General features: G+C 55.3%; 22 protein-coding genes. 12 read left to right on the top strand and 10 right to left on the bottom strand.

Annotated features, from left to right (window positions below):
* Window positions 1-5 precede the first annotated feature (5 nt).
* The 4 genes from DG357_RS10530 to manD all read right to left on the bottom strand — a co-directional run bounded on the left by DG357_RS10530 (window position 6) and on the right by manD (window position 5,380).
* The gene (locus tag DG357_RS10530; protein WP_088205374.1) at window positions 6-1,469 is read right to left on the bottom strand and encodes a mannitol dehydrogenase family protein; all 1,464 of its coding nucleotides are present in this window, start codon (window positions 1,467-1,469) and stop codon (window positions 6-8) included.
* A 221-nt stretch (window positions 1,470-1,690) separates the two neighbouring features.
* On the bottom strand, window positions 1,691-3,058 hold the full coding sequence (locus DG357_RS10525; RefSeq protein ID WP_088205373.1) for an MFS transporter: 1,368 nt from the start codon (window positions 3,056-3,058) through the stop codon (window positions 1,691-1,693).
* Window positions 3,059-3,131: 73 nt separating this feature from the next.
* Window positions 3,132-4,151, bottom strand: a complete 1,020-nt coding sequence (locus DG357_RS10520) for a Zn-dependent oxidoreductase (RefSeq protein WP_088205372.1) — start codon at window positions 4,149-4,151, stop codon at window positions 3,132-3,134.
* 14 nt (window positions 4,152-4,165) lie between these two features.
* Window positions 4,166-5,380 carry a D-mannonate dehydratase ManD gene (manD, locus tag DG357_RS10515; protein ID WP_028013004.1) on the bottom strand — a complete coding sequence of 405 codons (1,215 nt, stop codon included), beginning with the start codon at window positions 5,378-5,380 and terminating at the stop codon, window positions 4,166-4,168.
* Between the two features lie 297 nt (window positions 5,381-5,677).
* Between manD and DG357_RS10510 the strand changes: the two genes are divergently transcribed.
* Complete coding sequence (locus DG357_RS10510; protein WP_008502414.1) at window positions 5,678-6,016, top strand: DUF1283 family protein; 339 nt, start codon at window positions 5,678-5,680, stop codon at window positions 6,014-6,016.
* Window positions 6,016-6,576, top strand: a complete 561-nt coding sequence (speG, locus tag DG357_RS10505) for a spermidine N1-acetyltransferase (RefSeq protein ID WP_041910220.1) — start codon at window positions 6,016-6,018, stop codon at window positions 6,574-6,576. The genes DG357_RS10510 and speG overlap by 1 nt, the downstream gene beginning before the upstream one ends.
* A gap of 17 nt (window positions 6,577-6,593) precedes the next feature.
* Here the strand turns inward: speG and DG357_RS10500 are convergent, their stop codons facing one another.
* On the bottom strand, window positions 6,594-7,340 hold the full coding sequence (locus tag DG357_RS10500) for a YnfC family lipoprotein (protein WP_032644870.1): 747 nt from the start codon (window positions 7,338-7,340) through the stop codon (window positions 6,594-6,596).
* A gap of 69 nt (window positions 7,341-7,409) precedes the next feature.
* Between DG357_RS10500 and DG357_RS10495 the strand changes: the two genes are divergently transcribed.
* From DG357_RS10495 to dmsD, 3 genes are all read left to right on the top strand, one after another.
* A complete protein-coding gene (locus DG357_RS10495; protein ID WP_088205371.1) occupies window positions 7,410-7,703 on the top strand; it encodes a DUF1161 domain-containing protein in 294 nt (97 codons plus the stop codon).
* A gap of 131 nt (window positions 7,704-7,834) precedes the next feature.
* Complete coding sequence (gene ynfE / locus DG357_RS10490; RefSeq protein WP_088205370.1) at window positions 7,835-10,273, top strand: selenate/tellurate reductase subunit YnfE; 2,439 nt, start codon at window positions 7,835-7,837, stop codon at window positions 10,271-10,273.
* 92 nt (window positions 10,274-10,365) lie between these two features.
* The gene (gene dmsD / locus DG357_RS10485; RefSeq protein ID WP_088205369.1) at window positions 10,366-10,980 is read left to right on the top strand and encodes a Tat proofreading chaperone DmsD; all 615 of its coding nucleotides are present in this window, start codon (window positions 10,366-10,368) and stop codon (window positions 10,978-10,980) included.
* A gap of 35 nt (window positions 10,981-11,015) precedes the next feature.
* Here the strand turns inward: dmsD and DG357_RS10480 are convergent, their stop codons facing one another.
* A complete protein-coding gene (locus tag DG357_RS10480) occupies window positions 11,016-12,746 on the bottom strand; it encodes a SulP family inorganic anion transporter (protein ID WP_088205368.1) in 1,731 nt (576 codons plus the stop codon).
* Between the two features lie 233 nt (window positions 12,747-12,979).
* Window positions 12,980-13,816 (bottom strand): MipA/OmpV family protein, encoded by an 837-nt coding sequence (locus tag DG357_RS10475; protein ID WP_088205367.1) that lies wholly within the window; start codon window positions 13,814-13,816, stop codon window positions 12,980-12,982.
* A 203-nt stretch (window positions 13,817-14,019) separates the two neighbouring features.
* Between DG357_RS10475 and DG357_RS10470 the strand changes: the two genes are divergently transcribed.
* The 3 genes from DG357_RS10470 to DG357_RS10460 all read left to right on the top strand — a co-directional run bounded on the left by DG357_RS10470 (window position 14,020) and on the right by DG357_RS10460 (window position 16,699).
* Window positions 14,020-14,697: a response regulator gene (locus DG357_RS10470; RefSeq protein WP_088205366.1), complete on the top strand. Its 678-nt coding sequence runs from the start codon at window positions 14,020-14,022 to the stop codon at window positions 14,695-14,697.
* Entirely contained in the window at window positions 14,697-16,085 is a 1,389-nt protein-coding gene (locus DG357_RS10465; RefSeq protein ID WP_088205365.1) for a sensor histidine kinase, read from the top strand. The genes DG357_RS10470 and DG357_RS10465 overlap by 1 nt, the downstream gene beginning before the upstream one ends.
* Window positions 16,086-16,222: 137 nt before the next feature.
* A complete protein-coding gene (locus DG357_RS10460) occupies window positions 16,223-16,699 on the top strand; it encodes an RrF2 family transcriptional regulator (protein WP_045261447.1) in 477 nt (158 codons plus the stop codon).
* Between the two features lie 62 nt (window positions 16,700-16,761).
* Here DG357_RS10460 and oqxB read toward each other — a convergent pair whose 3' ends face one another.
* Both oqxB and DG357_RS10450 read right to left on the bottom strand, forming a co-directional pair.
* Complete coding sequence (gene oqxB / locus DG357_RS10455; RefSeq protein ID WP_045261448.1) at window positions 16,762-19,914, bottom strand: multidrug efflux RND transporter permease subunit OqxB; 3,153 nt, start codon at window positions 19,912-19,914, stop codon at window positions 16,762-16,764.
* A gap of 24 nt (window positions 19,915-19,938) precedes the next feature.
* A complete protein-coding gene (locus tag DG357_RS10450) occupies window positions 19,939-21,114 on the bottom strand; it encodes an efflux RND transporter periplasmic adaptor subunit (RefSeq protein ID WP_028012991.1) in 1,176 nt (391 codons plus the stop codon).
* 333 nt (window positions 21,115-21,447) lie between these two features.
* On the opposite strand from DG357_RS10450, the gene DG357_RS10445 reads away from it, so the two are divergent.
* Window positions 21,448-21,801 carry a helix-turn-helix domain-containing protein gene (locus DG357_RS10445; RefSeq protein WP_028012990.1) on the top strand — a complete coding sequence of 118 codons (354 nt, stop codon included), beginning with the start codon at window positions 21,448-21,450 and terminating at the stop codon, window positions 21,799-21,801.
* A 69-nt stretch (window positions 21,802-21,870) separates the two neighbouring features.
* Window positions 21,871-22,161 (top strand): YebG family protein, encoded by a 291-nt coding sequence (locus DG357_RS10440; RefSeq protein ID WP_028012989.1) that lies wholly within the window; start codon window positions 21,871-21,873, stop codon window positions 22,159-22,161.
* A gap of 63 nt (window positions 22,162-22,224) precedes the next feature.
* Here DG357_RS10440 and catA read toward each other — a convergent pair whose 3' ends face one another.
* The gene (gene catA / locus DG357_RS10435; protein WP_049137934.1) at window positions 22,225-22,890 is read right to left on the bottom strand and encodes a type A chloramphenicol O-acetyltransferase; all 666 of its coding nucleotides are present in this window, start codon (window positions 22,888-22,890) and stop codon (window positions 22,225-22,227) included.
* Window positions 22,891-23,141: 251 nt separating this feature from the next.
* Here catA and DG357_RS10430 point away from each other — a divergent pair, with 251 nt between their 5' ends.
* The gene (locus DG357_RS10430; RefSeq protein ID WP_088205364.1) at window positions 23,142-23,765 is read left to right on the top strand and encodes a glutathione S-transferase family protein; all 624 of its coding nucleotides are present in this window, start codon (window positions 23,142-23,144) and stop codon (window positions 23,763-23,765) included.
* A gap of 155 nt (window positions 23,766-23,920) precedes the next feature.
* Window positions 23,921-24,658, top strand: a complete 738-nt coding sequence (locus DG357_RS10425) for a YoaK family protein (protein WP_028012986.1) — start codon at window positions 23,921-23,923, stop codon at window positions 24,656-24,658.
* Window positions 24,659-24,683 lie beyond the last annotated feature (25 nt).

Genomic DNA, 24,683 nt, shown 5'->3' with positions numbered 1-24,683 from the left:
TTGAATTACAGGTGGGACACGTACTCCGCCACCGTGGTCTTTGCCCCCTTCTGCAGCAGCGTCTGATACGCGCTCATCACGGCATCTGTAAAGGCTTTTTCTCGCGGCAACTCTTTCCCAAAAATGGCCTCAATGCCGAGCAGCGCGTTAACCCGGCTTTCCCCTTCGGCACTTCCCTTCACCGCCGCCTGAATCACCGCCAGCTGCGGATCGCTCACGTCGATGGCGTTACCCTGCTCGTCCACGCCGCCGACATAGCGCATCCACCCAGCCACGCCCAGCGCCAGCAGTGGGAAAGGCGTCTGGTGCACCAGGTGCCAGCGCGCGGGATCCAGCATCCGCTGCGGAAGCTTCTGGCTGCCGTCCATCGCAATTTGCCAGGTACGGTGGCGCAGGGCCGGGTTACTGTAACGGGCGATCAGCAGGTCAGCGTAGCGTTCTAAATCGACGCCCTTCACTTTCAGGGTCGGCGCCTGCTCGTTGAGCATCAGCGCGTGCGCGGCGACGCGATAGTGTTCGTCTTCCATACACTCATTGATGTGCTGATAACCCGCCAGATAGCCCAGGTAGGCCAGGAAAGAGTGGCTGCCGTTGAGCATGCGCAGCTTCATCTCTTCAAACGGGATCACGTCTGAAACCAGTTCGGCTCCGGCTTTTTCCCATTCCGGACGCCCGGCCACAAAGTTATCCTCGATAACCCACTGGCGGAACGGCTCGCAGGCCACCGCCGCCGGATCGCGTACGCCGGTCAGCTGCGCGATTTTATCCAGCGTATCGGGTGTGACCGCCGGTACGATGCGGTCCACCATGGTTGACGGGAAGGTAACGTTAGCCTCGATCCAGTCCGCCAGCTCGCCGTCTACCGCCCGGGCGTACGCGCAGGTGACGTTGCGCATCACGTGACCGTTCTCCGGCATGTTGTCGCAGGACATCACGCTAAACGCGGGCAGCCCTGCCGCTTTACGGCGCGCCAGCGCTTCCACCACCACGCCCGGCGCAGATTTCGGCTGATGCGGGTTTTGCAGGTCGGCAACGATGAAAGGATGATCGAGCATCAGTTGCCCGGTTGCCGGAGAGTGGCAGTAGCCTTTTTCGGTGATGGTCAGCGAGACAATCGCCACCTGCGGTTCACACATTGCCGCCAGCACGCTTTCCAGCCCGTCGACCTGCGCGTGCAGGGCCTTTTTGACTACGCCAACCACGCGGGACGTCCAGGCATCGGCAGACATTTCCGCTACGGTGTAGAGGTTATCCTGCACCTTCAGGTCGGCAATCTGCTGCTCGCCGCCAATCAGGTTAACCTCACAATAGCCCCAGTCGCTGCCGTGTTCAGCCGCGAGGATGTCCGCATACACCGCCTGATGCGCGCGGTGAAATGCGCCGAAGCCTAAATGTACAATGCGTGCTTTAAGGCTGTCGCGATCGTACTGAGGCAGCGTCGCATTGGCCTGTAATAAGGTGTTTTCCATGATTAAGACTCGCTAATTAGAAAGCTGTGGATCGCTGCCGCCCCCAGTCCAGAGCGGCAGCGCCTGCTGACTACACCAACTAGAATGGCAGTCGGGGTAAAAAATTACTGCCATCAACCATACTGATACTGCCGTTTGAGTTTTTGATTTATATTAACTTTTGCTCAGGTGGTGTGACATAAACAAAAAGTTGTGTGATAAGTCACGAAAGATATAAACCGCTAGCGTCGCGTGGAAACCGCGCCGTAACCCACGCGCTCTTTCGGCGCGGCCTCGGCGGCATCTTCAGCCGCGCTGAGGTCGCGGTCGCGGACTTCCGGCATCAGGAACGCCGAAACCAGCCCAATCACGGAATAAGCCACCAGCATGGCTACAATCGGCCACCAGGAACCCGTCATATTGCAGAAAATCCCCGCCAGTACCGGGCCAAAGCCCACCGCCACCAGACCGCCCGCCTCCTTGGAGATAGCCATACGGGTAAAGCGATTTCGCGAGCCAAACATCTCCGCCATGGTGATATTTTCCAGCGCAAACAGCCCCAGCACGGCGAAGTTATGGATAACGATGATCGAGAGCATGATTGTCCCCGGCGCATAGCTCTTATCGACGATAATCGACAGCATCGGGTACGCCAGAATAATGGCGGAGAAATTGAGGATAATGTACGGCAGCCTGCGCCCCACTTTGTCGGAAAGCCAGCCCAGCAGCGGGATGGAGATAAACCCGAGAATGGAACTTATCATCAGCGCGTCGGTAGGAATCGCTTTATCGAACAGCAGCGTCTGGACCAGATAGCCCGCGAGGAAGGTCTGGATCAGCCCCGAGTTGCCCGCCTGACCGAAACGCAGGCCGGTCGCCAGCCAGAAGGATTTACTTTTCACCATTGAACCCAGCGAGGTGTCCGGCTGCACGGTTTCTGCATCGTTTACTTTCTCAAAGACCGGGCTCTCCTTGAGGTTCATTCGCAGCCAGATGGCAAAGATCATCACCACGACGCTGGCAAGGAACGGCACGCGCCAGCCCCAGGCGAGCAGTTGTTCACGATCGAGGGCGAAGAACATAATGGCCCAGATCGCCGTGGCGCTCAGCGTCCCGCAGTTAGTCCCCATCGCCACCAGCGAGGAGATGATGCCGCGTTTCCCTTTCGGGGCGTACTCCGCCAGCATGGTCCCGGCCCCGGAGATCTCCGCCCCGGCGCCCAGCCCCTGAATGATACGCAGCGTCACCAGCAGTACGGGCGCAAAAATGCCGATCTGCGCGTAGGTCGGCAGCACGCCAATCAGCGTGGTGCAGATCCCCATCATGGTGATGGTGATAAACAGCACCTTTTTACGGCCAATGCTGTCGCCCATTCTGCCGAAGATAAAGGCCCCGACGATACGCGCGATGTAGCCCGCGCCGTAGGTTCCCATCGCCAGAATCAGCGCCATCGCGGCCGACTGTTCCGGGAAGAAGATTTCATGAAATACCAGCGCCGCCCCCAGCGAGTAGAGCTGGAAATCCATAAACTCCAGCGCGGTGCCCAGCCAGCCGGAGACGGCGGCTTTCACCAGATCTGAGGTGGTTCTTTGAGGTTGTGCTTGCGTCATAATGGCTATCTCTAAAAGGTAAGATGCGTACCACTGAGAGCCCGTCTTCGCGGGCTCTTAACCGCGTGTAGGGTTATTGCCCGAACGTCAGTAAAACCTTGCAGCACTGCCGCTGGTCTTTTTCAAACAGTTCGATGGCGTCTGTTACATGGTGATAGTCAAAGGTATGGGTGATCAGTTTTTCCGGGTCGATCAGCCCTTTTTCAAGCCAGTCGATGACGACCGGGAATTTGTTGGCATTGAGGCGCGAGGAGAAGATCGCCAACTCTTTACCGGTAATCCCCTGCTGGGCTATCTGGCTCGGCTCGCTGGAGAAGCCCATCAGCACGATGCGCGCCGCCGGGGAAGCCAGGGTGACCGCCTCCTGCAAAATCGACGGATGACAGGCGGCATCAATAATCAGCGTCGGCTTGATGCCTTTTTCGTCCAGCGCGGCCTGCAGCGACGTTTCGCCGTTATTAAAGACCCAGTCCGCGCCGCTGCGCTGGGCCATGGCCAGACGCTCATTGATTCTGTCGACGACGATAACCTGCTTCACGTTGTAGACGCCCTTCAGTGCCTGTACGGTGACCAGTCCCATCGGCCCTGCACCGTAGATCAGCGCAACGTCCTGTTCGGTAGGGCTAGCCTGCCCCGTCACGTTGGCGGCAATGGTGAAAGGTTCAACCATCACGGCGTGTTTATCCGGGATCGCATCCGGGATGCGCCAGGCATTTTTAGCGGGCACGGCGGCATATTCGCTGAATCCGCCGTCGCGGTGGACGCCCAGCACCACCAGCGAGGTGCAGACGTTAGGCTTGCCGACGGAGCACGGGTAGCAGTGCCCGCAGCTGATCACCGGATCCACCGAAACGCGCTCCCCTAACCGGGACGGTTCTACGCCCTCGCCCACGGCGTCGATCGTGCCAAAAAACTCGTGGCCAATCACGCGCGGATATTTTGCAAACGGATTATGCCCGCGGTAGATGTGGCTGTCTGACCCGCAGATCCCGGCCAGCTTGATTTTGACGCGGACTTCCCCTGCGCCTGGCTCCGGGCGCGGACGCTCTTCAATCACCAGCTGGTTCGGCTGTTGAATCACTACGCTTTTCATCGTTCGCTCCTCGGTTACCAGTTCCACAGCGTGCCGTCTTCGAGACGGGCCACCGGCAGATAGGCCGGATCGTACGGGTATTTCGCCGCCAGCTTTTCATCAAACTCAATGCCCAGCCCCGGCTTCTCGCCCGGGTGCATATAGCCGTTATCAAAGCGCCAGCTGTGCGGGAAGACTTCCAGCATCTGTTCGGAGTATCCCATATATTCCTGCACGCCGAAGTTCGGCACCCACAGGTCGAAATGCAGCGCGGCCGCGTGGCAGATCGGCGACAGATCGGACGGGCCGTGCGAGCCGGTACGCACCTGATAGAGCGACGCGAAGTCCGCGATGCGGCGCATCCCGGTGATCCCCCCCGCATGGGTGATAGTGGTGCGGATATAGTCGATAAGCTGCTCTTCAATAAGCTGCTTGCAGTCCCAGATGCTGTTGAACACCTCGCCCACCGCAATTGGCGTGACGGTATGCTGGCGGATCAGGCGGAAGCACTCCTGGTTTTCCGCAGGCGTTGGGTCTTCCATCCAGAACATGCGGAACGCTTCGATACTCTTGCCGAAGCGCGCCGCTTCGATGGGCGTCAGGCGGTGGTGCATGTCATGCAGGAGATGCTCATTGAAGCCAAATTTACTGCGCACCGCGTCAAACAGTTTTGGCGTGAAATCGAGGTATTTCTCGGTGGACCAGAGCTGCTCTTCCGGCCAGTCGCCTTTGGTGGCGGGCTCGTAGGCCAACCCCTTCCCTTTAGCCATGCCGTAGGTGGTTTTCATACCCGGCACGCCGCACTGGACGCGGATCGCCTTAAAGCCCATCTCCTTATGGCGGGCGTAATCTTCCAGCACGTCGTCAATGGTGTGCCCGGTGGTGTGGCAGTAGACCATTACGCCCTCACGGGATGCGCCGCCCAGCAGCTGATAGAGCGGCATATTGGCCGCTTTGGCTTTGATGTCCCAGAGCGCCATATCCACGGCGGAAATTGCCGACATGGTGACCGGCCCGCGGCGCCAGTAGGCGCCCTTATAGAAGAATTGCCAGATATCTTCGATACGGTGCGCGTCGCGGCCAATCAGCTGCGGGCAGAGGTGATCTTTCAGGTAGGAAGCAACGGAGAGCTCACGCCCGTTCAGCGTGGCGTCACCGAGGCCAACGATCCCTTCATCGGTAGTGATTTTAAGGGTGACAAAGTTCCGCCCCGGGCAGGTAACAAACACGTCAGCCGCGACAATCTTCATAATTCCTTTCCTTACATCGTTCGTTGTGATGACGGAAATTTACCCACTCATATAACTACCATACAAGTATGATGATCATAAAATCGGCTAACGATCACAAAAACGGTCGCCTGCTCGTCCCCCTAAAACCCATCATTTTGTGCCTGTTTCACTTCAGGTGACGATTCATTTAGGCAGCGTACCTGAAGATATCTTTTACTTTTCCATACCCGTGTCGCGGGTATGCCGTTATTGCTCTTTGGTGTAGAATCTGAACGGGGAAACTTGCTCATCTGCACCCATTTAAAAGGAAACGCTATGACTACATTAAGCAAACGCCTTTGTCTGACAGCCCTGCTGGCGCTGTCATCGTTCGCCTTTGCCGCCTCTGCGACAGCGGAAACCAGCAAGCTCATTATTGAGTCTGGTGACAGCGCGCAAAGCCGCCAGAACGCCGCGATGGACAAAGAACAATGGAATGACACCCGCAGCCTTCGTCAGAAGGTCAACAAACGTGCTGAAAAAGAATGGGACAAAGAAGATGTCGCCTTTGACGCACGCGATAAGTGTCAGCAAAGTGCGAACGTCAATGCCTACTGGGAGCCGAACACCCTGCGCTGCCTGGATCGCCGCACTGGTCGTACGGTAGCCCCATAATGTCGGCGCCCTGTGACGTAAAACTCCGGCCGCTGGAGCGTGAAGACCTGCGCTTTGTCCACCAGCTCGACAATAACGCCAGCGTGATGCGCTACTGGTTCGAAGAGCCGTACGAGGCCTTTGTCGAGCTGTCGGATCTTTACGACAAGCACATTCACGATCAGAGCGAGCGTCGTTTTGTGGTGGAGTGTGAAGGCGACAAAGCCGGGCTGGTGGAGCTGGTTGAGATCAACCATGTTCACCGCCGGGCGGAGTTCCAGATCATTATTTCGCCGGAGCACCAGGGGAAAGGCCTGGCCTCCCGGGCGGCGAAGCTGGCGATGGATTACGGATTCAACGTCCTTAATCTCTACAAGCTTTATCTGATCGTGGATAAAGAGAACGAAAAAGCGATCCATATCTACCGCAAGCTGGGCTTTATGGTAGAAGGCGAGCTGATTCATGAGTTCTTTATCAATGGTGAATACCGGAATACCATCCGCATGTGCATTTTCCAGCATCAGCATCTGGCCGGTCACAAGCCGTCAGGTGCCAGCCTGCTGAAACCAACCGCGCAGTAGCCTGCGCGGTTTCATTCTCAGTAATACTCAATCGTGTTTTTGATGGTGTACTTGCGCTCAACGGCGGGTTTGACGCTGTCGTCCGTGATCGTCAGATCGCAGCTCACCGGGTTATTGTGGCGATCGTAGTCGCAGCTCTGCGTCACGTTGCCCAGCGGCTTATCGTTTAACAGGCTCACGGCCGAGTAATCCATTCTTTTGCGCAGATCCTTAGACGGCGTCGACTGTACCGATAAATGCTGATCCCCGGAGACGGTGGTTTTGCCCAGCGGGTAGCCATCCGCATCGTAGCGGTACTTCACCTCCATCTCTTTACCATGTGCGGCCACCACGAAGCCGTTGTCGTCGGTATCCCACGTCACCCCAGCTGACGGCAGTTCGGCCAGCTGGCATTTGCCCTGCAGCTTCACCTTACGCTGCTGGGTTTCTGCATCGATGTAGTAGTTGGCATCCAGCACCAGCGCTACGCCCGTGTTAGCCTCCAGGTCGTGCAGCTCCAGCGTATCGAAACACCCTTCCGCCGACACAGTGCCGGTGACTCGTTTGGACACTTCACCCTTCTCGTTGAACAGCGTCTGGGTAAAATCCTTGACCGGGCCGCGAAGAGGGTCGAAATCAAATTCGTTCGAAAAACTCGCCATCTCGGGCGTAAACGACAGCGGCGCGGAGTTGTTATCACACCCTGCGAGAGTAGCTGCCAGGAGCGTTATCGCTGCATATTTCTTCACATTCTTTACCAATACAGAGAGATTATTCCCAATCATATTAGCAAATACAGTTGTTTACACGAAGCCTGCTAAAATTAATCTCTACACAGAGAAAAGGAGCTACAGATGAAACGGTTACCCTGGATTACCGCCCTGCTGTTAATGAGTGCCTCAACGGCCGCGCTGGCGGCACCGGACTCCTGCGAGCGCGTGAAAAGCGACATTCAGCAGAAGATCATCAACAACGGCGTGCCGGAGTCAGGTTTTACGCTGAACATTGTGCCGAACGATCAGGCTGACCAGCCGGACGCTCAGGTGGTGGGCCACTGTGCCAACGACACCTTTAAAATTTTGTACACCCGTACGGGCAGCGGGGCGGTGGCCGGCAATCAGGATAATGCACCGGCTGAACCTCAGTAAATCACCGTCAATCCCCTTTGATTTGACAAGGATTAATATTTAATACCTCCAAATAAGTAACACTCACCCCATCATTAGCCCGGTTATCGTTTCGGGAAAAATAATATGTAATCACAATGGTGGGGTGAGCCATGTCCGATATCGAACATCACGGCGGGATTAGCCGTCGAACACTCGTGAAATCTACGGCGATAGGTTCTCTGGCGCTTGCCGCTGGCGGAATTTCGTTGCCTTTTGGACTGAAAAGCGCCGCAGCCGCGGTACAAAATGCAATGAAACCGGCAGAAGATAAAGTGGTCTGGGGCGCCTGTTCGGTCAACTGCGGCAGCCGCTGTGCGCTGCGTCTGCACGTCCGCGATGACGAAGTGTACTGGGTCGAAACGGATAACACCGGTGAGGATATCTACGGCAATCACCAGGTGCGGGCCTGCCTGCGCGGGCGCTCCATTCGCCGCCGCATCAACCACCCTGACCGTCTGAACTACCCGATGAAACGCGTGGGTAAGCGGGGTGAAGGCAAGTTCGAGCGCATCAGCTGGGACGAAGCGCTGAGCGCCATCACCGCCAGCCTGAAAGACGTGGTCAGTAAGTACGGCAACGAAGCGGTGTATATTAATTACTCCTCCGGGATTGTCGGCGGCAATATCACCCGCTCCTCCCCTTACGCTTCGCTGGTGGCGCGCCTGATGAACTGCTACGGCGGTTTCCTGAGCCACTACGGCACCTACAGCACGGCGCAAATCGCCTGCGCGATGCCTTATACCTACGGCAGCAATGACGGCAACAGCACCTCGGATATCGAAAATACCAAACTGGTGGTGATGTTCGGCAATAACCCGGCGGAAACGCGCATGAGCGGCGGCGGGATTACTTACTATCTGGAGCAGGCCCGCGAGCGTTCTAACGCACGCATGATTGTCATCGACCCGCGCTACACCGATACGGCAGCCGGACGCGAAGACGAGTGGATCCCGATCCGTCCGGGTACCGATGCCGCCCTGGTGGCGGGGATTGCCTGGGTATTGATCGACGAAAACCTGGTTGACAAGCCGTTCCTGGACAAATACTGCGTTGGCTACGATGAAAAAACGCTGCCGGAAGGTGCCCCCGCGAATGGTCACTATAAAGCGTATATTCTCGGCCAGGGTGAGGACAACACGGCGAAAACGCCGGAGTGGGCCTCGCGCATCACCGGCATTCCTGCAGACCGCATCATTAAACTGGCCCGCGAGATTGGATCCGCGAAGCCGGCCTATATCTGCCAGGGCTGGGGACCACAGCGTCAGGCGAACGGTGAACTGACCTCCCGCGCCATCGCGATGCTGCCGATTCTGACCGGCAACGTGGGGATCAACGGCGGCAACAGCGGCGCCCGTGAGTCGACCTACACCATCACTATCGAACGTATGCCGCTGCCGGAAAACCCGGTCAAAACGCAAATTTCCTGCTTCAGCTGGACGGACGCCATCGCCCGCGGCCCGGAAATGACCGCTCTGCGCGACGGGGTGCGCGGTAAAGATAAGCTGGACGTGCCAATTAAGTTCATCTGGAACTACGCGGGCAACACCATTATTAACCAGCACTCCGATATCAATAAAACCCACGATATTCTGCAGGACGAAAGCAAGTGCGAAACCATCGTGGTGATCGACAACTTTATGACCTCATCGGCGAAATACGCCGATATCCTGCTGCCAGATTTAATGACCGTCGAGCAGGAAGACATTATCCCTAACGATTACGCCGGGAACATGGGTTACCTGATTTTTCTCCAGCCCGTGACCGCGCCGAAGTTTGAGCGCAAGCCTATCTACTGGATCATGAGCGAAGTGGCGAAACGCCTCGGACCGGATATCCATCAGAAATTTACCGAAGGGCGAACGCAGGAAGAGTGGCTGCAGTATCTGTATGCCAAAATGCTCGCAAAAGATCCCACACTGCCGTCCTATGACGAGCTGAAAAAAATGGGCATCTATAAGCGCAAAGATCCGAACGGACACTTTGTGGCCTATAAAAAATTCCGCGAGAACCCGGAAGCCAACCCGCTTAAAACGCCCTCAGGCAAGATTGAAATTTATTCCAGCAAGCTGGCTGATATTGCGGCGACCTGGGAGCTGGCAAAAGATGAGACCATCAGCCCGCTGCCCGTCTATGCATCCACCTTTGACGGCTGGGATGCGCCCGAGCGCGCGCAGTTCCCGCTGCAGCTGTTTGGCTTCCATTTTAAAGCCCGCACCCACTCGAGTTACGGTAACGTCGACGTGCTGCAAGCGGCCTGCCGCCAGGAGGTCTGGCTGAATCCCGTTGATGCCGCGAAGCGTGGCATTAAAAACGGCGATACGGTGCGCGTCTTTAACGATCGCGGTGAGGTGAGAATAGAAGCGAAAGTCACGCCGCGCATCATGCCAGGCGTAAGCGCTATGGGCCAGGGAGCCTGGCACGATGCCAATATGAATGGCGATCGTATCGACCACGGCTCGTGTATCAACACCCTGACCACGCACCGCCCGTCACCGCTGGCAAAAGGCAACCCGCAGCACACCAATCTGGTACAGATTGAGAAGGTGTAAAAGGTGAATTCTATGACCCTGGTTTATGCTTTGGTCTGTATTAATGGTTAATCACGTCGCGCGGACATAACCGCGCGAGCAAGGAAGGTTTAATGAAAGACGTCTCACACCGTAACTCGTTCGCGTTCAGCGCTCGCGTACTGGGCGCGCTGTTTTACTTCGCGCCTGACAGCGAGCAGACAGCCCCGCTGGTGCAGGCACTTACCGCTGGCGAATGGATAGAGGACTGGCCCCTGCCGCCGGAAACGCTGCTGCCCGTTGCCGAAACCTTTGCTTCATCTTCCGATGAGCCGCTGATGGATGCCTGGCAACGGCTGTTTATTGGTCCTTATGCCCTGCCCGCTCCGCCGTGGAGTTCCGTCTGGCTGGACCGTGAATCCGTGCTGTTTGGCGATTCGACCCTCGCGCTGCGCCAGTGGATGCGGGAAAACAATATCGCGTTTCAGATGCAGCAAAATGAACCGGAAGATCATTTCGGCACCCTGCTGCTGCTGGCGGCATGGCTGGCCGAGAATGGCCGCGAATCTGAGTGCGATCGGCTTCTGGCGTGGCATCTGCTGCCGTGGAGCACCCGCTTTCTGTCGGTGTTTGTCGACAACGCCGGGCATCCGTTCTATATCGCGCTCGGCAGGCTTGCGCAGCTGACACTGGCGGACTGGCGATCGGCGTTGGTTGTTCCGGTTGCGGAAAAGACGCTGTACCGCTAAGGGATATGGCTTGCTCGCGGGTGGCGAGCAAGCCTTTAACCAGGGTTTGGTTGTGCATCACCACCTGATTCACTCACACTCTCTTTGCTTTGAATGAACCGGAGTGCCAAATAGAGGTCTGGCGCCAGAATCATGTCATCATCATTCATCGTTGGCCGACTTTCTTTAAACCAACGTGTTAATTCCGTTTTCCTGCCCGCAAGGATTAACATAATCTGTCGGGCTTTCAGGTCACGCTTTAACTCATTAATGGTTGCCAGGACACTGATATCTGAATAGGTGAAGCAAGCCACGGCATCAATAACCACCCATTTAGGTTGTACTGCTGCACCATCAACCAGGTTCAATACCCGACGTTTAAAATAAGCCACATTAAAATAGGTCAACGGTGAGTTAAATCGATACATCAGCACGCCCGGGACCATTTTAATATCGGTTGTATTCCCTAATGAGTGGATCATTCCATTTTCGTCAGTCCCCAGTAAGTGCTCAGAGGGACGAAATACCGTACGCAGGAACTGTAACAGGCCAAGCAACACCGCAAGGCCGATCCCCTGAATTACACCGATGATTAAAACACAGCCAAACGTAAAGAAGGCCAGGCGAAATGCCTGTTTATTTCTTCGCCTCAGGTTCCATAACCCACGTAAATCAATTAATGACCACGATGCATACATTAGAACAATACCTAATGCAGATACCGGAATAAATTGTAATGGCTGCGTGAAAAATACCACCACTAAACCTATCAGTAAGGCTGCGACTATGGAAACCAGCTGACTTTTCCCCCCAACGGAATCATTAACCGCGGTCCGGGAATCGGCCCCACTGATGGCAAATCCCTGAGATAGCCCAGACATAATGTTCGCAATACCCAGTGCCCGGAACTCTGCATCAGCATTAATTTCATAGCCATTTTTCGCGGCGAAACTGCGAGCGGTCAGCATCAGACTGACAAAACTTACTAAAGCCAGGTTCAGCGCCGGGATCACTAATTCTCGCATCGGACCGGGCTGGAACGCCCCCCAGTTAACGACGGGTAAACCAGGCTGGAAGCCATCCCCCCCAATCGTGGCAATACCATACTGTTGCGCAGATGTTCCCCATACCAGTATCGTTGTTATCACAATGGCAATCAGAGGTGCTGGCCAGTGGCTGCGATACGTTTTGATAACCATTAAAATAATTAACGTTAAAAGTGATATCCCTATTGTTAATACATGGCTGTCTAAAAGTCGGCCTGGCAAGGCCAGTATTTTCTCAATAACCTGCGCTTCATCGAGCTTGATCCCCAAAACCTTGCCTAATTGCCCGACAATAATCGTTACGGCTACGCCATTAAGCAACCCTGTAAGAATGGGATGAGAAAGGAGATCGGCAAGTGCACCCAGATGGAATTTACTGGCAAGCAGGCACCACCCGCCCATCATCAATGTCATGACGATCGTCAGTTGCCAGTGCAGTTCAGGATTGCCTGCAGAAAGAGGAAACACGACGGCTGCAATCACGGCGCAGGTCGTTGCATCAGGGCCAACAATAAGCTGACGTGAAGAACCAAACAGTGCATAAGCTATCATCGGTAAAACGCAGGAATAGAGCCCCACGATTGCCCCAACACCCGCCAATTCAGCATAAGCAATAGCAACGGGTAGCGCTACAGCCGCAACGGATAATCCAGCTTTAACATCATGTTTTAGCCAGCTTTTATCGTAGGCTAACAAATTTTGTAACCCTGGCATGTACTTTAACAATAATTTTCCGAGCACTTTATTCTCCGGACAGGGATGATAGCCACGTAATATTGGCACACTTCTCAGTGAGGTTCTGGTTTCCAAATGCTCCGGAGTCAGGTCGATGCCTCTCAGTTCTTAATAAAACGTCAGTCAACTCATTATTCTAACTGCTGTTAAACATCATTTAAAAACTACCGCCCCATCATCTTTCCGGGGCGGTTCAAATTCGTCGCTATTGCGCGCTCATATTTATAAGCAACCCGCAATCAGAAACTGTATGTCACCTTCAGGCTTCCCGTTGGCGACGTTTTACGTTGCACGATCGGGCTATCACCCGCATCCCCCGTCAACTGCGTTACGCCCGCGGAGGTGAGAACGCTCCAGCGCGAAGTGAGCCTGTAGGTCCAGTCAAGGTTTATCGACCAGGCGTAAATTCCCGCTCCGGCGTCATGTCGGGCAAACCCCGATGCGGCGGACTGGGCAGCATTAACCCCATAGTACGTTTGCATGTACTTGCCGGAACCCCAGCTGCCCGTCAGCCCCAGCGTCACCGCATTTTTCGACGATGTGTAGAGCGGGCTGGAAATGCCGAAATGCACCGCCTCACCGTTGTCTCTCTCAGAAACCGGGATCTCAGCCTGCAGCTGCAGATTGAGCCAGTCGGTCACCTTATACCCCAGCCCCGGCACCACGATAGCGGAACCTTTGATATCGCCCATCCCCCGCAGGTAGTCGCTGCCGGAGCTGATCGAATCACTGCTCACGTCTTTATCTTTACGGCCTGTTCGGTAGCTCACTGCGGCGTTGTAATCCAGGTTGCCAATGTTGTTTCCGTAACCGATACCCCGCGTGGTGCTGATAAAGAAACCATTTGCCATGGAATAATCTACTACCTGAACTGCCGAGACCCGGCTTTTATCCGAACCCGAGTAGCGTGGCGCGACGTCCACGCCTCCCCCCAGGGTTAAGACATTGCCCTGTTTCTGCTCTGCCGCCAGTACCGGGGTAGCCAGTAACGCCAGAATAACGCCCGGCACGATGTTTTTCAGTCTGCGGCTCGGAAGTAAATAGGGGATAGTATGACGCAGTTCGATGTTACTCATTGAAGAAGTCCTTTGGATTCAAATGATTGCAATGCAAGCGGTTTACACGCCAGAGCACTCATTCTGAATACTCACCCTGAGGTTCTTATGAGCCGAAAATGAAGAAAGGCTGAAGCGCGTGCGGGCGCTGTCAACCGAACGGATTTCCTGCTACCGTTTTTTTCTTAAGTTGTTCTTCATTCACTGTTGATACAGTTACCAATGTGAAAATCTTACTAATCGAAGACGACCTGGATCTCGGCAATGGCGTACGTATCGCCCTTTCAGATCAAGGATTTGATGTCATATGGGTTCGCCGTAAAGAGGATGCGCTGCATCAGCTTGAGGTCGGCGTGCCGGAACTTATTCTTCTCGACCTGGGGCTGCCCGACGGCGACGGCATGAGCCTGATGACGCGTTTGCGCCAGCAGCTTAAGGGGATCCCCGTCATTATCCTGACGGCGCGAGGCACCCTGCAGGATCGCCTGTGCGGGCTGGATGCTGGCGCAGACGACTATCTTGTCAAACCCTTCGTTCTCGCTGAACTGCTGGCGCGAGTCAGAGCCCTTGCGCGACGCAGCTACGGTTTTGAAAATGAAGCGATAGAAATCAGGAGCTTATCGCTTCATATCCCGACGCGTCGCGTAACGGTGAACGCGCGTCACGTTGATTTGACGGCCAGTGAATATGCGCTGCTTGAAACGTTGATGCTGCGCGCTGACCGGGTGATCACGCGGCGGTTCCTGGAAGAGAGGATATTTGGCGCGAAGGAAAATCTCAGCAATGCCCTCGACGTGCATATGGGGAATTTGCGGCGAAAAATTGGTGACGGCTATGTACGAACGGTGCGGGGCGTCGGGTATGTCATTGATACCGTCGCTATCCAGAAGGTGACAGATTAATGCGAAATGTCTGGCACCAACTGAGGCGCCCAACGCTGGTACGGCGAATTATCATCGCCCAGATGCTGCTGCTTACCCTGCTGTGGTGTCTTTTTTTAACCTTTATATTATTGGAAGACCTGCGTAGCCCTCCGATACTCACGGGAAGTAAAACTTACGAAACCATTTTTACTCTGGTTGATCTCAGTGACGAGCGCCCGCAGGATCGTAATGACGTCCTGGAAGCATTCAGCAAAGCGTTGCGGGAAGGCTATGGCGGCGGTGAAGATCCGGAGCTGTCGATTAACCTGCTCGTTCGCGAAAACAACGAGGTTATTTTTTCTTCTGATGGTGCACCTACGGGGGTAAAAAACACCAGACTGGGCGAATTGCAGCGCGTTCAGAGTGAAGGCCACGCCTGGACGAGCCGCACGCTTAAATCCCCCCACTCCGACGTGGAGGTTACCCTTTTCACCCCTGCCGGAAGCTGGAACTTCTTTATCTACCTGAACTCGCGGGGCTACTACATTATGCCGTTGCTGGTGTGCATTCCTTTTCTTCTGTTTCCTGCGTGGCTGTCAATCCGCATTGCGATGCGCCCCTGGAGCAAGGTGGTTAATGAGATCTCATTACGTTCGCCTGACGATCTCTCCCCTTTAAAGGCTGTTCCTGGGCATAAGGAACTCCGCCAGATGGTGGACGCGATTAATGACTTTCTTGCCAGAGTGCGGGAAAGCGCGGAACGCGAACGGGTTTTCATTGCGGACGCCGCGCACGAACTGCGTACGCCGCTGGCCGCGATGCGCATCAACGTGGAGGCGCTGCAGTCCTGGGTGAGCAGCGAGAGCCAGCGGCAACTGCTCGCAGGGATTGTGCGCAGCAATAGCCGGGCGGCCCGTCTCGTCAACCAGCTGCTGCTGATGATGCACAGTGAAGCGCGCATTGACACCGCGATGGAGCCCGTGCCGCTAACCTCGCTCATACAAGAGCGGATGGCTGCGCTGGAGCCGCTAGCGTCCGGGCGCAAGATTGAGCTGGAATTCTTCGCTGAGGATGAGATTTGGATCGCTGGCGTCAGGGAGCGTCTGATGTCGCTTATAGACAATCTCATTGAAAACGCCGTGAAGTACAGTCCTGAGGGCGGGCGGATTCAGGTAGAGGTACGCTCAGCAGATAAATCAGCCCAGCTACGCGTCTCCGATCGAGGGCCGGGTATCCCGGTTGAATTGCGCGAGCGCGTATTCGACCGGTTTTTCCGCGACCCCAATCAGCTGCAAAGCGGGAGCGGACTGGGGCTTGCCATTGTCAAAGCCGTTGCACAGCAGCACGGCAGCAGCGTAAACCTGAGTACTTCCGCAGAAGGTGGCCTGCTGGTGACGGTTGACTTCCCGAACCGCACGTATAGCTAAACCGGAACAGGGTGTTTGATCGCAAATGCCGCAGATTGCTTCAAAAAAATTACCGTATTTGTTATATTGTTGTTTATTGCTTATTCACCTCTGCGGTGCCAAAAAGAACAAGATTCACCGCAACCCAGGAAAGAGAAATGTTAGATTACCGCTTCCCGACAGCTTTGCAGATGGTTCTCAGCGTAGCGATGGCGGAGCAACTAGGTGAACGTTCGACGAGTGCGATTCTGGCCTACGGCCTGGAAGCCAACCCGAGCTTTATCCGCAAATTGATGGTTCCACTCACGCGTGACGGCATTATCGTCTCAACGCTTGGCCGCAACGGCTCAATTCATCTTGGACGTCCGCCGGAAGAGATTACCCTGCGCGATATCTACCTTTCAGTCACCGAAGATAAAAAACTCTGGGCGTCGCGCCCGGATGTGCCGGCCCGCTGCGTGGTCAGCGCGAACGCCTGCTGGTACTTCAAATCTATTTCCGAAGAAGCAGAGCAGGCCTCGCTCGCGGTATTAGCGCGCCACACCGTGGCAAGCGCGCTGGACGAGGTCAAAAAAGCCGATACCAGCGGGTGCGATCCTTTACCTGAACTGATTGCCCAGTACAAAAAAGCCTAGTAATTTACGCAAAAAAAAACCGCCCTCATAGTGAGTGCGGTTTTTTGTTATCTGCGATATCCCTACGCAGGCAGAACCTCTCTTTCCTCTTTGCCGCGCGTCACGAACTTACGCAGCGTCACGTAAAAGACCGGCGTCAGGAACAGACCAAACAGCGTCACGCCCAGCATCCCGGAGAAGACCGTAATCCCGGTGACGCCGCGCACTTCTGCGCCCGCGCCGTGGCCGAGGATCAGCGGAATGGTCCCGGCGATAAAGGCAATGGAGGTCATCACAATCGGACGTAAACGCAGGCGGCACGCTTCCAGCGCTGCTTCCATGATGCCTTTACCCTGAATTTCCAGCTCGCGGGCAAACTCCACGATAAGAATCGCATTTTTACAGGCCAGCCCCATCAGCACCACCAGCCCCACCTGCACGAAGACGTTGTTATCGCCCCCGGTCAGCCAGACGCCAAACAGCGCGGAAAGCATGGTCATCGGAACGATGAGGATCACCGCCAGCGGCAGCGTCCAGCTCTCATACAGCGCCGCCAGCACCAGGAACGCCAGCAGTACCGCGACCGGGAAGACGATCAGCGCCGTATTGCCCTGCGTGGCCTGCTGGAAGCTCAGATCCGTCCATTCAATGTTCATTCCGTTCGGCAGGATCTGCTTAGACATCGCGTCCAGCTGCGTCATCGCCTGCGCGGACGAGAGTACGCGCGGGTCGGCATCGCCAATCAGATCCGCCGCCGGGTAGCCATTGTAGCGGATAACCGGATCCGGTCCGTAGGTGGTCGTGATTTTCACCATACTGCCAATCGGCACCATTTCGCCCTGGCTATTCCGGGTGCGTAAATTCGCAATATCTTCCACGCTGTCGCGGAACTGCCCGTCTGCCTGCGCCATCACGCGCCAGGTGCGCCCGAACTGGTTGAAGTCGTTCACGTACGACGAGCCCAGATAGGTTTGCAGCGTACCGAACAGATCGGTCAGCGACACGCCCTGCGCTTTCGCCTTATCGCGGTCAACCTGCACGTCCAGCTGCGGAACGTTAGCCTGATAGGTTGAGATCGGGAAGTGCATTCCCGGCGTCTGCATAATCGCACCAGACATGGTGTTCACCGCGTTTTGCAGCGCGCCATAGCCCAGACCCGCGCGATCCTGAATATACAGCGAGTAGCCAGACCCCTGACCCAGCCCCAGAATCGGCGGCGGCAGAATGGAAAAACCAAAGCCCTGCTGGATTTGCGCGATTTTCGCGTTAATTTCCGCGTTAATTTCCGCCGCGGAATGTTTACGCTGGTCGAACGGCTTCAGGCCAAAAAACACCGTCCCGGTATTCGGCGTGTTGGTAAACTGCAGCGCGTTCAGCCCCGGGAAAGCTACCGCGTAGTCCACGCCTTCGGTATTCATGCCGATTTCGCTCATTTTGCGGATCACCGCGTCGGTGCGCGCCAGCGACGAGCCTTCCGGCATCTTCACGCCGCCAATCAGGTAGAGCTTATCCTGTGTCGGAATAAACCCGCCGGGTACCGCTTTAAACATGACGCCCGCGGCACACAGCAGTAGCAGATACACCACAAACACCGCGCCGCGTCGGCCAAGCGTTTTGCCCACCAGCCCCTGATAGCCGTTAGAGCTACGATGGAAAAAGCGGTTAAACGGACGGAAAATCCAGCCGAACAGGCGATCGATAAGCCGGGTCGGGAAGTCTTTCGGCGCGCCGTGCGGTTTTAACAACAGCGCGGCCAGCGCCGGAGAGAGCGTTAGCGAGTTGATGGCGGAGATCACCGTGGAAATCGCTATCGTCACCGCAAACTGCTTGTAGAACTGACCGGTTACGCCGGAGAGGAACGCCATCGGCACGAACACCGCGCACAGCACCAGCGCAATCGCGATAATGGGCCCGGAGACTTCACGCATCGCCTGATGCGCCGCCGCAAGCGGCGCAAGCCCCTCTTCAATGTTTCGCTCGACGTTTTCCACCACCACGATGGCATCGTCCACCACGATACCAATCGCCAGCACCAGCCCGAATAAACTCAGGGTGTTAAGCGAAAAGCCCAGCAGATAGAGAATGCTGAACGTCCCCACCACCGACACCGGCACCGCGATCAGCGGAATGATCGACGCGCGCCAGGTTTGCAGGAACAGGATCACCACCAGTACAACCAGCACCACCGCTTCCAGCAGGGTTTGCACCACCGCACGGATGGAGTCGCGCACGAAAACCGTCGGATCGTAAGGTGCCGCCCACTTCATATCTTCCGGGAAACGGGTGGACAACTCGTCCATTTTGGCGCGCACCGCGTTAGACAAATCGATGGCGTTCGCCCCCGGTGACTGGAAGATACCAATCCCGACCGCGTCTTTATTGTTAAGCTGGGAACGCAGCGCATAGCTGCCGGAACCCATTTCGATACGCGCCACATCACGCAGGCGGACGACCGAACCGTCCTCCGACGTTTTCAGGACAATGTTGCCAAACTCTTCTTCGGTATGCAGACGACCCTGGGCGTTAATGGAGATCAGGAAATCGCTCTCTTTCGGCAGCGGCTCGGCGCCAAGCTGCCCGGCAGAGACCTGCACGTTCTGCTCCTGCATTGCCGTGACCACGTCCGAGGCGGTCAGCCCGCGGGCCGCGACCTTGTTCGGATCCAGCCAGATGCGCATCGCGTATTCACCGGAGCCGAAAATCTGAATCTGGCCGACGCCGGGCAGACGCGCCAGCTCGTCCTTCACCTTCAGCGTGGCGTAGTTGCGCATATACAGTGAATCGTACTTGCCGTTGGGCGAGAACAGATGCACCACCAGCGTCAGCGTTGGCGACTGCTTCTGCGTCGTGATGCCCAGGCGCCGCACGTCTTCCGGCAGACGCGCCTCGGCCTGCGCTACGCGGTTTTGCACCTGCACCTGCGCCTGATCCGGATCGGTACCCGGACGGAACGTGACGGTAGTAACCAGCACGCCGTCCGAGCCGGCAACGGATTTCATGTACATCATGTTCTCGACGCCGTTGATCGCCTCTTCCAGCGGCGTCGCCACGGTCTCTGCAATCACTTTCGGGTTGGCGCCCGGATACTCCGCGCGCACCTGTACGCTTGGCGGTACGACGTCAGGATATTCACTCACCGGCAGAAGCGGGATGGCGATTAATCCTGTGATAAAAATCAGAATCGACAGTACGGCAGCGAAAATCGGCCTGTCGATGAAAAAGCGGGAAAAGTCCATGGGAAGGATTCTCAGGTCAAGTGATCAGTTGAGGGCGGTGCTGGCGGTCATGGCGACGGTTTTCGCGTTCACCGGCATACCCGGCATGAACACTTTCTGTAGACCGTCAACGATGACCTTATCGCCAGGTTTCAGCCCCTGCTGCACGATGCGTAAACCGTCGGCCAGACGCCCCGGCGTAATATCGCGACGCTGCGCTTTACCCTCTTTATCCACGATATAGACATACTTGCGATCCTGATCGGTCAGTACCGCTTTGTCGTCAATAAGCATGGCCTGGAATTCCGCGCTGCCCGGCAGGCGCACGCGGGCAAAGAGTCCCGGCGTGAACTGACGCTGCGCGTTATCCAGCAGCGCGCGCATGCGGATCGTACCGGTACTCGGCGTGAGCTGATTATCAAGGAAATCCACTTTGCCCTGATGGGGGTAGCCCTCCTCGCCGGCAAGGCCAATCTCAACCGGTAGCGCCGTATGGTGGCTGGACGCCCCCTGCCCGTTGCGGGCGAGATTTTGATAGTGAAGATAGGTTGACTCATCTACGTCAAAGTAGACGTAAACCGTCTTCTGCGAGACCAGGGTGGTGAGCACGCTGGCGCTGTCGCCCGCGGAGACCAGATTGCCGCTGGTGATTAACGCCCGGCTGGCGCGGCCATCAATAGGAGCCGTCACTTTGGTGAAGTCGAGATTCAGCTGCGCGGCGTCTACCGCAGCCTGGGCTGCGCGAATATCGGCCTGCGCCTGAATGGCGGCCGAACGGCGCTGCTCCCACTCTTCACGGGATACCAGGTTGGTATTGATGAGTTTATCGGTACGGTTAGCCTCGCTTCGCGCCAGGCTGGCCTGCGTTTTGGCTCTCTCCAGCGTCGCCTGCGCCTGCTCCAGCGCGGCGCGATAGGTTCGGTCATCAATCGTGAACAGCACCTCACCCTTTTTCACCTCCTGGCCGTCGGTGAAATTCACTTTGTCGATGTAGCCAGAGACACGGGGACGAAGCTGCACGCTTTCCACGGCTTCAATCCGTCCGTTAAAGCTATCCCACTGGCTAATGGATTTCACAACCACGTCTGCAGCATTAACGGCGGGCGCGGGCGGCGCGGCGTTTTGCGCGACGCTGTCATCACATCCGACGAGCAGCACGGAGAGCATCATCGCTCCCAGCGCATTCAGATGATAGTTTCCCCAGGTTTTTTGCAGGCTCATTATTTTTATTCCGGTAATTGTAGCCGCCGGGCAAGACGCAGCGGGAGGTGCCGCGCCACTTCCTTTGTCCGGGCTGGCTTAAGGCCATTTGTGTCGTTCATCGCCACAAAACTGTAACAGTTTCGAATACACTATCGCGGCGATTGTAGGAATGCGCCTAACTAAGTGCAAGAATAATTGTTGCACTTTATGTGCTATTTGAGGCGGCGTTAAAAGGCCCGTTTCGGGCAAGGATTTAAATGCAACAATAAAACTTGCAATTATCGCGAAACCAGGCCACCTTAAAATGCAACAGACAAAGATACCTTTCTATCGCTGCGTGGGGGAAACCTGATGAACACTGGCGCATTTATGCATGATTTACTCGACTGGATTGATAACAACCTCGACAGTCGCCTGGACATTGAGACCGTCTCCAGGCGCTCCGGCTACTCGAAATGGCACCTCCAGCGCCTGTTTAAAGAGCATACGGGCTATCCCCTTGCCGGCTATATTCGCGCGCAAAAGCTGCAAAAATCGGTTGAGCGCTTAGCCCACAGCGATGAGCCCATCCTGAACGTGGCAATCGCGCTCGGGTTTGACTCTCAGCAGTCGTTCAACCGCAGCTTTAAGCGCCAATTCGGTCAGGCACCTGGCGCATGGCGACGCAGTATCGGCGGCCGTGAAACGCAGCCGATGCACCAGTAGCTCACTTTTTACTGCAACATCATCCCGAAGCTGTTATACTGTATATAAATACAGTATGAGAGGTGCGTGATGGCTGTTGAAATAAAATATGTTGTCGTAAGAAAAGGTGAAGAGAAAATGACATTTGCCAGTAAGAAAGAGGCTGACGCTCACGACAAGCTGCTCGATATGGCAGACGCGTTCACCGACTGGCTGTTGCAAAGCGGAATGCAGATGGATGAAACGCAGGCTGAAAATCTAGGTCTGTATCTCGCCGAGCAGAAAGAGACCGTGCAGCATATTCTGCGCACCAGCAAGCTCCCTGCTCTCGATGCCCCTGCGGCTGACAGTAAAAAAATCAGAGCGGTAAAAGCTGCCTGATTGCCACATCGTCACCGAGCCTGACGCCGCAAGCAGCATGCTGCTTGCGGCTTTTTATTAACGTCACGCGCCGGATTGCGGCAAGGCATCAATCATCTCTTGTAATTCATTGTACAGTCTTGCCACATGGAAACCATCGCACACGGAATGATGAACCTGAACGGCAAGGGGCAATAATACTTTGCCATCTTGTTCATAGTATTTTCCAAGCGTAAACATAGGGGCAAAAAAGTTCTTCATGTGCGCAACGTTGACGTTAAAGCTGGTAAAGCTCACCCAGGGAATACCCGATATGAAAAAAATATTTTCCCGGGATTCTTCTTTAGGCCAATAAGAAAAATTATTACCGTAGCGCGCAATGTCTTCAGCGTAGGTCTTCTGGAAGTGCTGAATATTGCCATCATAATGGCTCCATAATGATGAAAAGGTCTCTGTTTCATTATGGAAAATGGTATAGTTTGGATGAATTTCGTTCCATATAATAAGCTCATTGTCCTTCATGGCCATACGGAACTCCGGATGACTGTTGACGATTTTCGAAATGAGAAAAATAATAGTCGGGTAAAATTTCCAGCCGACCGCTTTGATATGTTTTAACAGCGCAGTAATATCGATTAAAACCGTCTGGTTAAACGTCGACTGAGCGAACCCCTGAAAAATCTCAAAATGTTCCTTCCTTGCCCAACGAGATAAGTCAACGGACGTATATTCAGGGGTTATTTTTTCCATTTCTAAGCCTTTAATGAGCAAGCATATCTCTGAGGCTAGCCTAAATTTTTTCCAGGCATTAAGCAAGCAGGCGCCTCTGGAGAAAACGGCGCGGAATAACCGCCATTACGCCCCCTGAAGACGTAACGTTTCCGCTTAAAACGCGCTGACCTGCCCGTACAGAGCACTCCTCACTCAATATTATCCCTCCCTCTTCGCGCAAAGGGTGTATTGTTTTTAAATGATTAATCCCCCTGAAGAGAAGCGGCGTCATGATTAACATCCTCGGTAAAACCAGCTCCATCAACGTTCGTAAAGTGCTCTGGACCTGTGAAGAAGCGGGCATCCCTTACCTGCAGGAAGACTACGGCAGCGGTTTTGCCTCAACAGAAACGGATGATTTCCGCGCGCTGAACCCCAACGCCATGGTGCCGGTGCTGATGGATGACGATTTCGTGCTGTGGGAGTCCAACGCCATCTGCCGCTATCTGGTGCGCAAGGCCGGACGTCACGATCTGCTGCCTGCAGAGCCGCAGGCCTGCGCCAACGTTGAGCGCTGGATGGACTGGCAGGCAACTGAATTCAATAACGCCTGGCGCTATGTCTTCCCGGCGCTGGGACGAAAAAACCCGGACTTTAACGACCCTGCGCGCATTGCGGCGGGAATAAAAGAGTGGAATCACTGCATCACCATTCTGGAAAACCAGCTGCAGCGCACCGGGGCCTTTGCGGCGGGCGAGACGTTTACCCTTGCGGACGTGGTGCTTGGGCTGTCAGTGAATCGCTGGAAGATGACGCCGTTTGACAAGCCCCACGTGCCGGCGATTGAGACCTGGTATGAGCGCCTCAACCAGCGCCCGGCGTTTTTGCGTCACGGCAATAACGGCATGATATAAATTATTTACGCCCCCACCTTGAGCAAGGATATTTTATTTAATTACTAAACCCTGATTGGCGTCAGAGGGAATAATAATTAAGCCATATCCTGGACAGCCCGTTGCACCGCTTTGCTAGCCTGACTATTCAGGCAAAGCTCAACCCGGAGGTATTCTTGCTGATTAGACTCAAGAAAGAACGAACGCATAAGGAGGATCGTCGGCTTGCCCTCTGGCTGGCGACCTCGGCAGGTTTGCTTAACGCCATCGCCCTTGGGGCATTTGGCTTTTTCCCCTCTCACATGACCGGCAATACCTCACAATTATCCAGCGAAGTCTCCTCCACCGATCTGAGCGATATGATTTTCTTTGGCTCGATTATTCTCTCTTTTGTCACCGGCGCCATCCTTGCCCGTCTTATTGTACTCTGGGGCATTATCCACAATATCAGGCTGGTTTTTTGCCAAATCCTTTTCGTCGAGGGGGTACTATTGACCGGCATCTCTCTCTACGAGATGTATTTCCACGCCCTCACGAGCAACCGCGAGATTATTATTTTTCTGTGCGGCCTGATGGGCATTCATAATTCAACCTCCACGCAGCTCTCCGGAGGGCGGGTGAGATCGACGCACATTACCGGCACGCTAACGGATGCAGGCATATCACTGGCCTCCGTGCTGGTGGCGATGCTTCGCAGGGATTACTCGAAGGATACCGCGGCACAAAAAAGTCAGCTGAAAACTCACTTAACCACTATTTTCTCGTTTATGAGCGGAGGGATTGCTGGGCTGCTGCTGTTCAGATGGATTGGATTTAACGCCATGCTGGCGCTTGGGCTGATGCTCGCGATTGTTGCCATTTTTTCTATCATTAGCATCTCGGTTCGCGTTCGCCGGGTTCGTGCCTCTATCTAAATAACCAACGACTCTCGGCGTAAGG

The organism is Enterobacter bugandensis, assembly GCF_900324475.1.
Taxonomy (GTDB): domain Bacteria; phylum Pseudomonadota; class Gammaproteobacteria; order Enterobacterales; family Enterobacteriaceae; genus Enterobacter; species Enterobacter bugandensis.
This window is presented reverse-complemented; position numbering and strand designations above follow the sequence as displayed.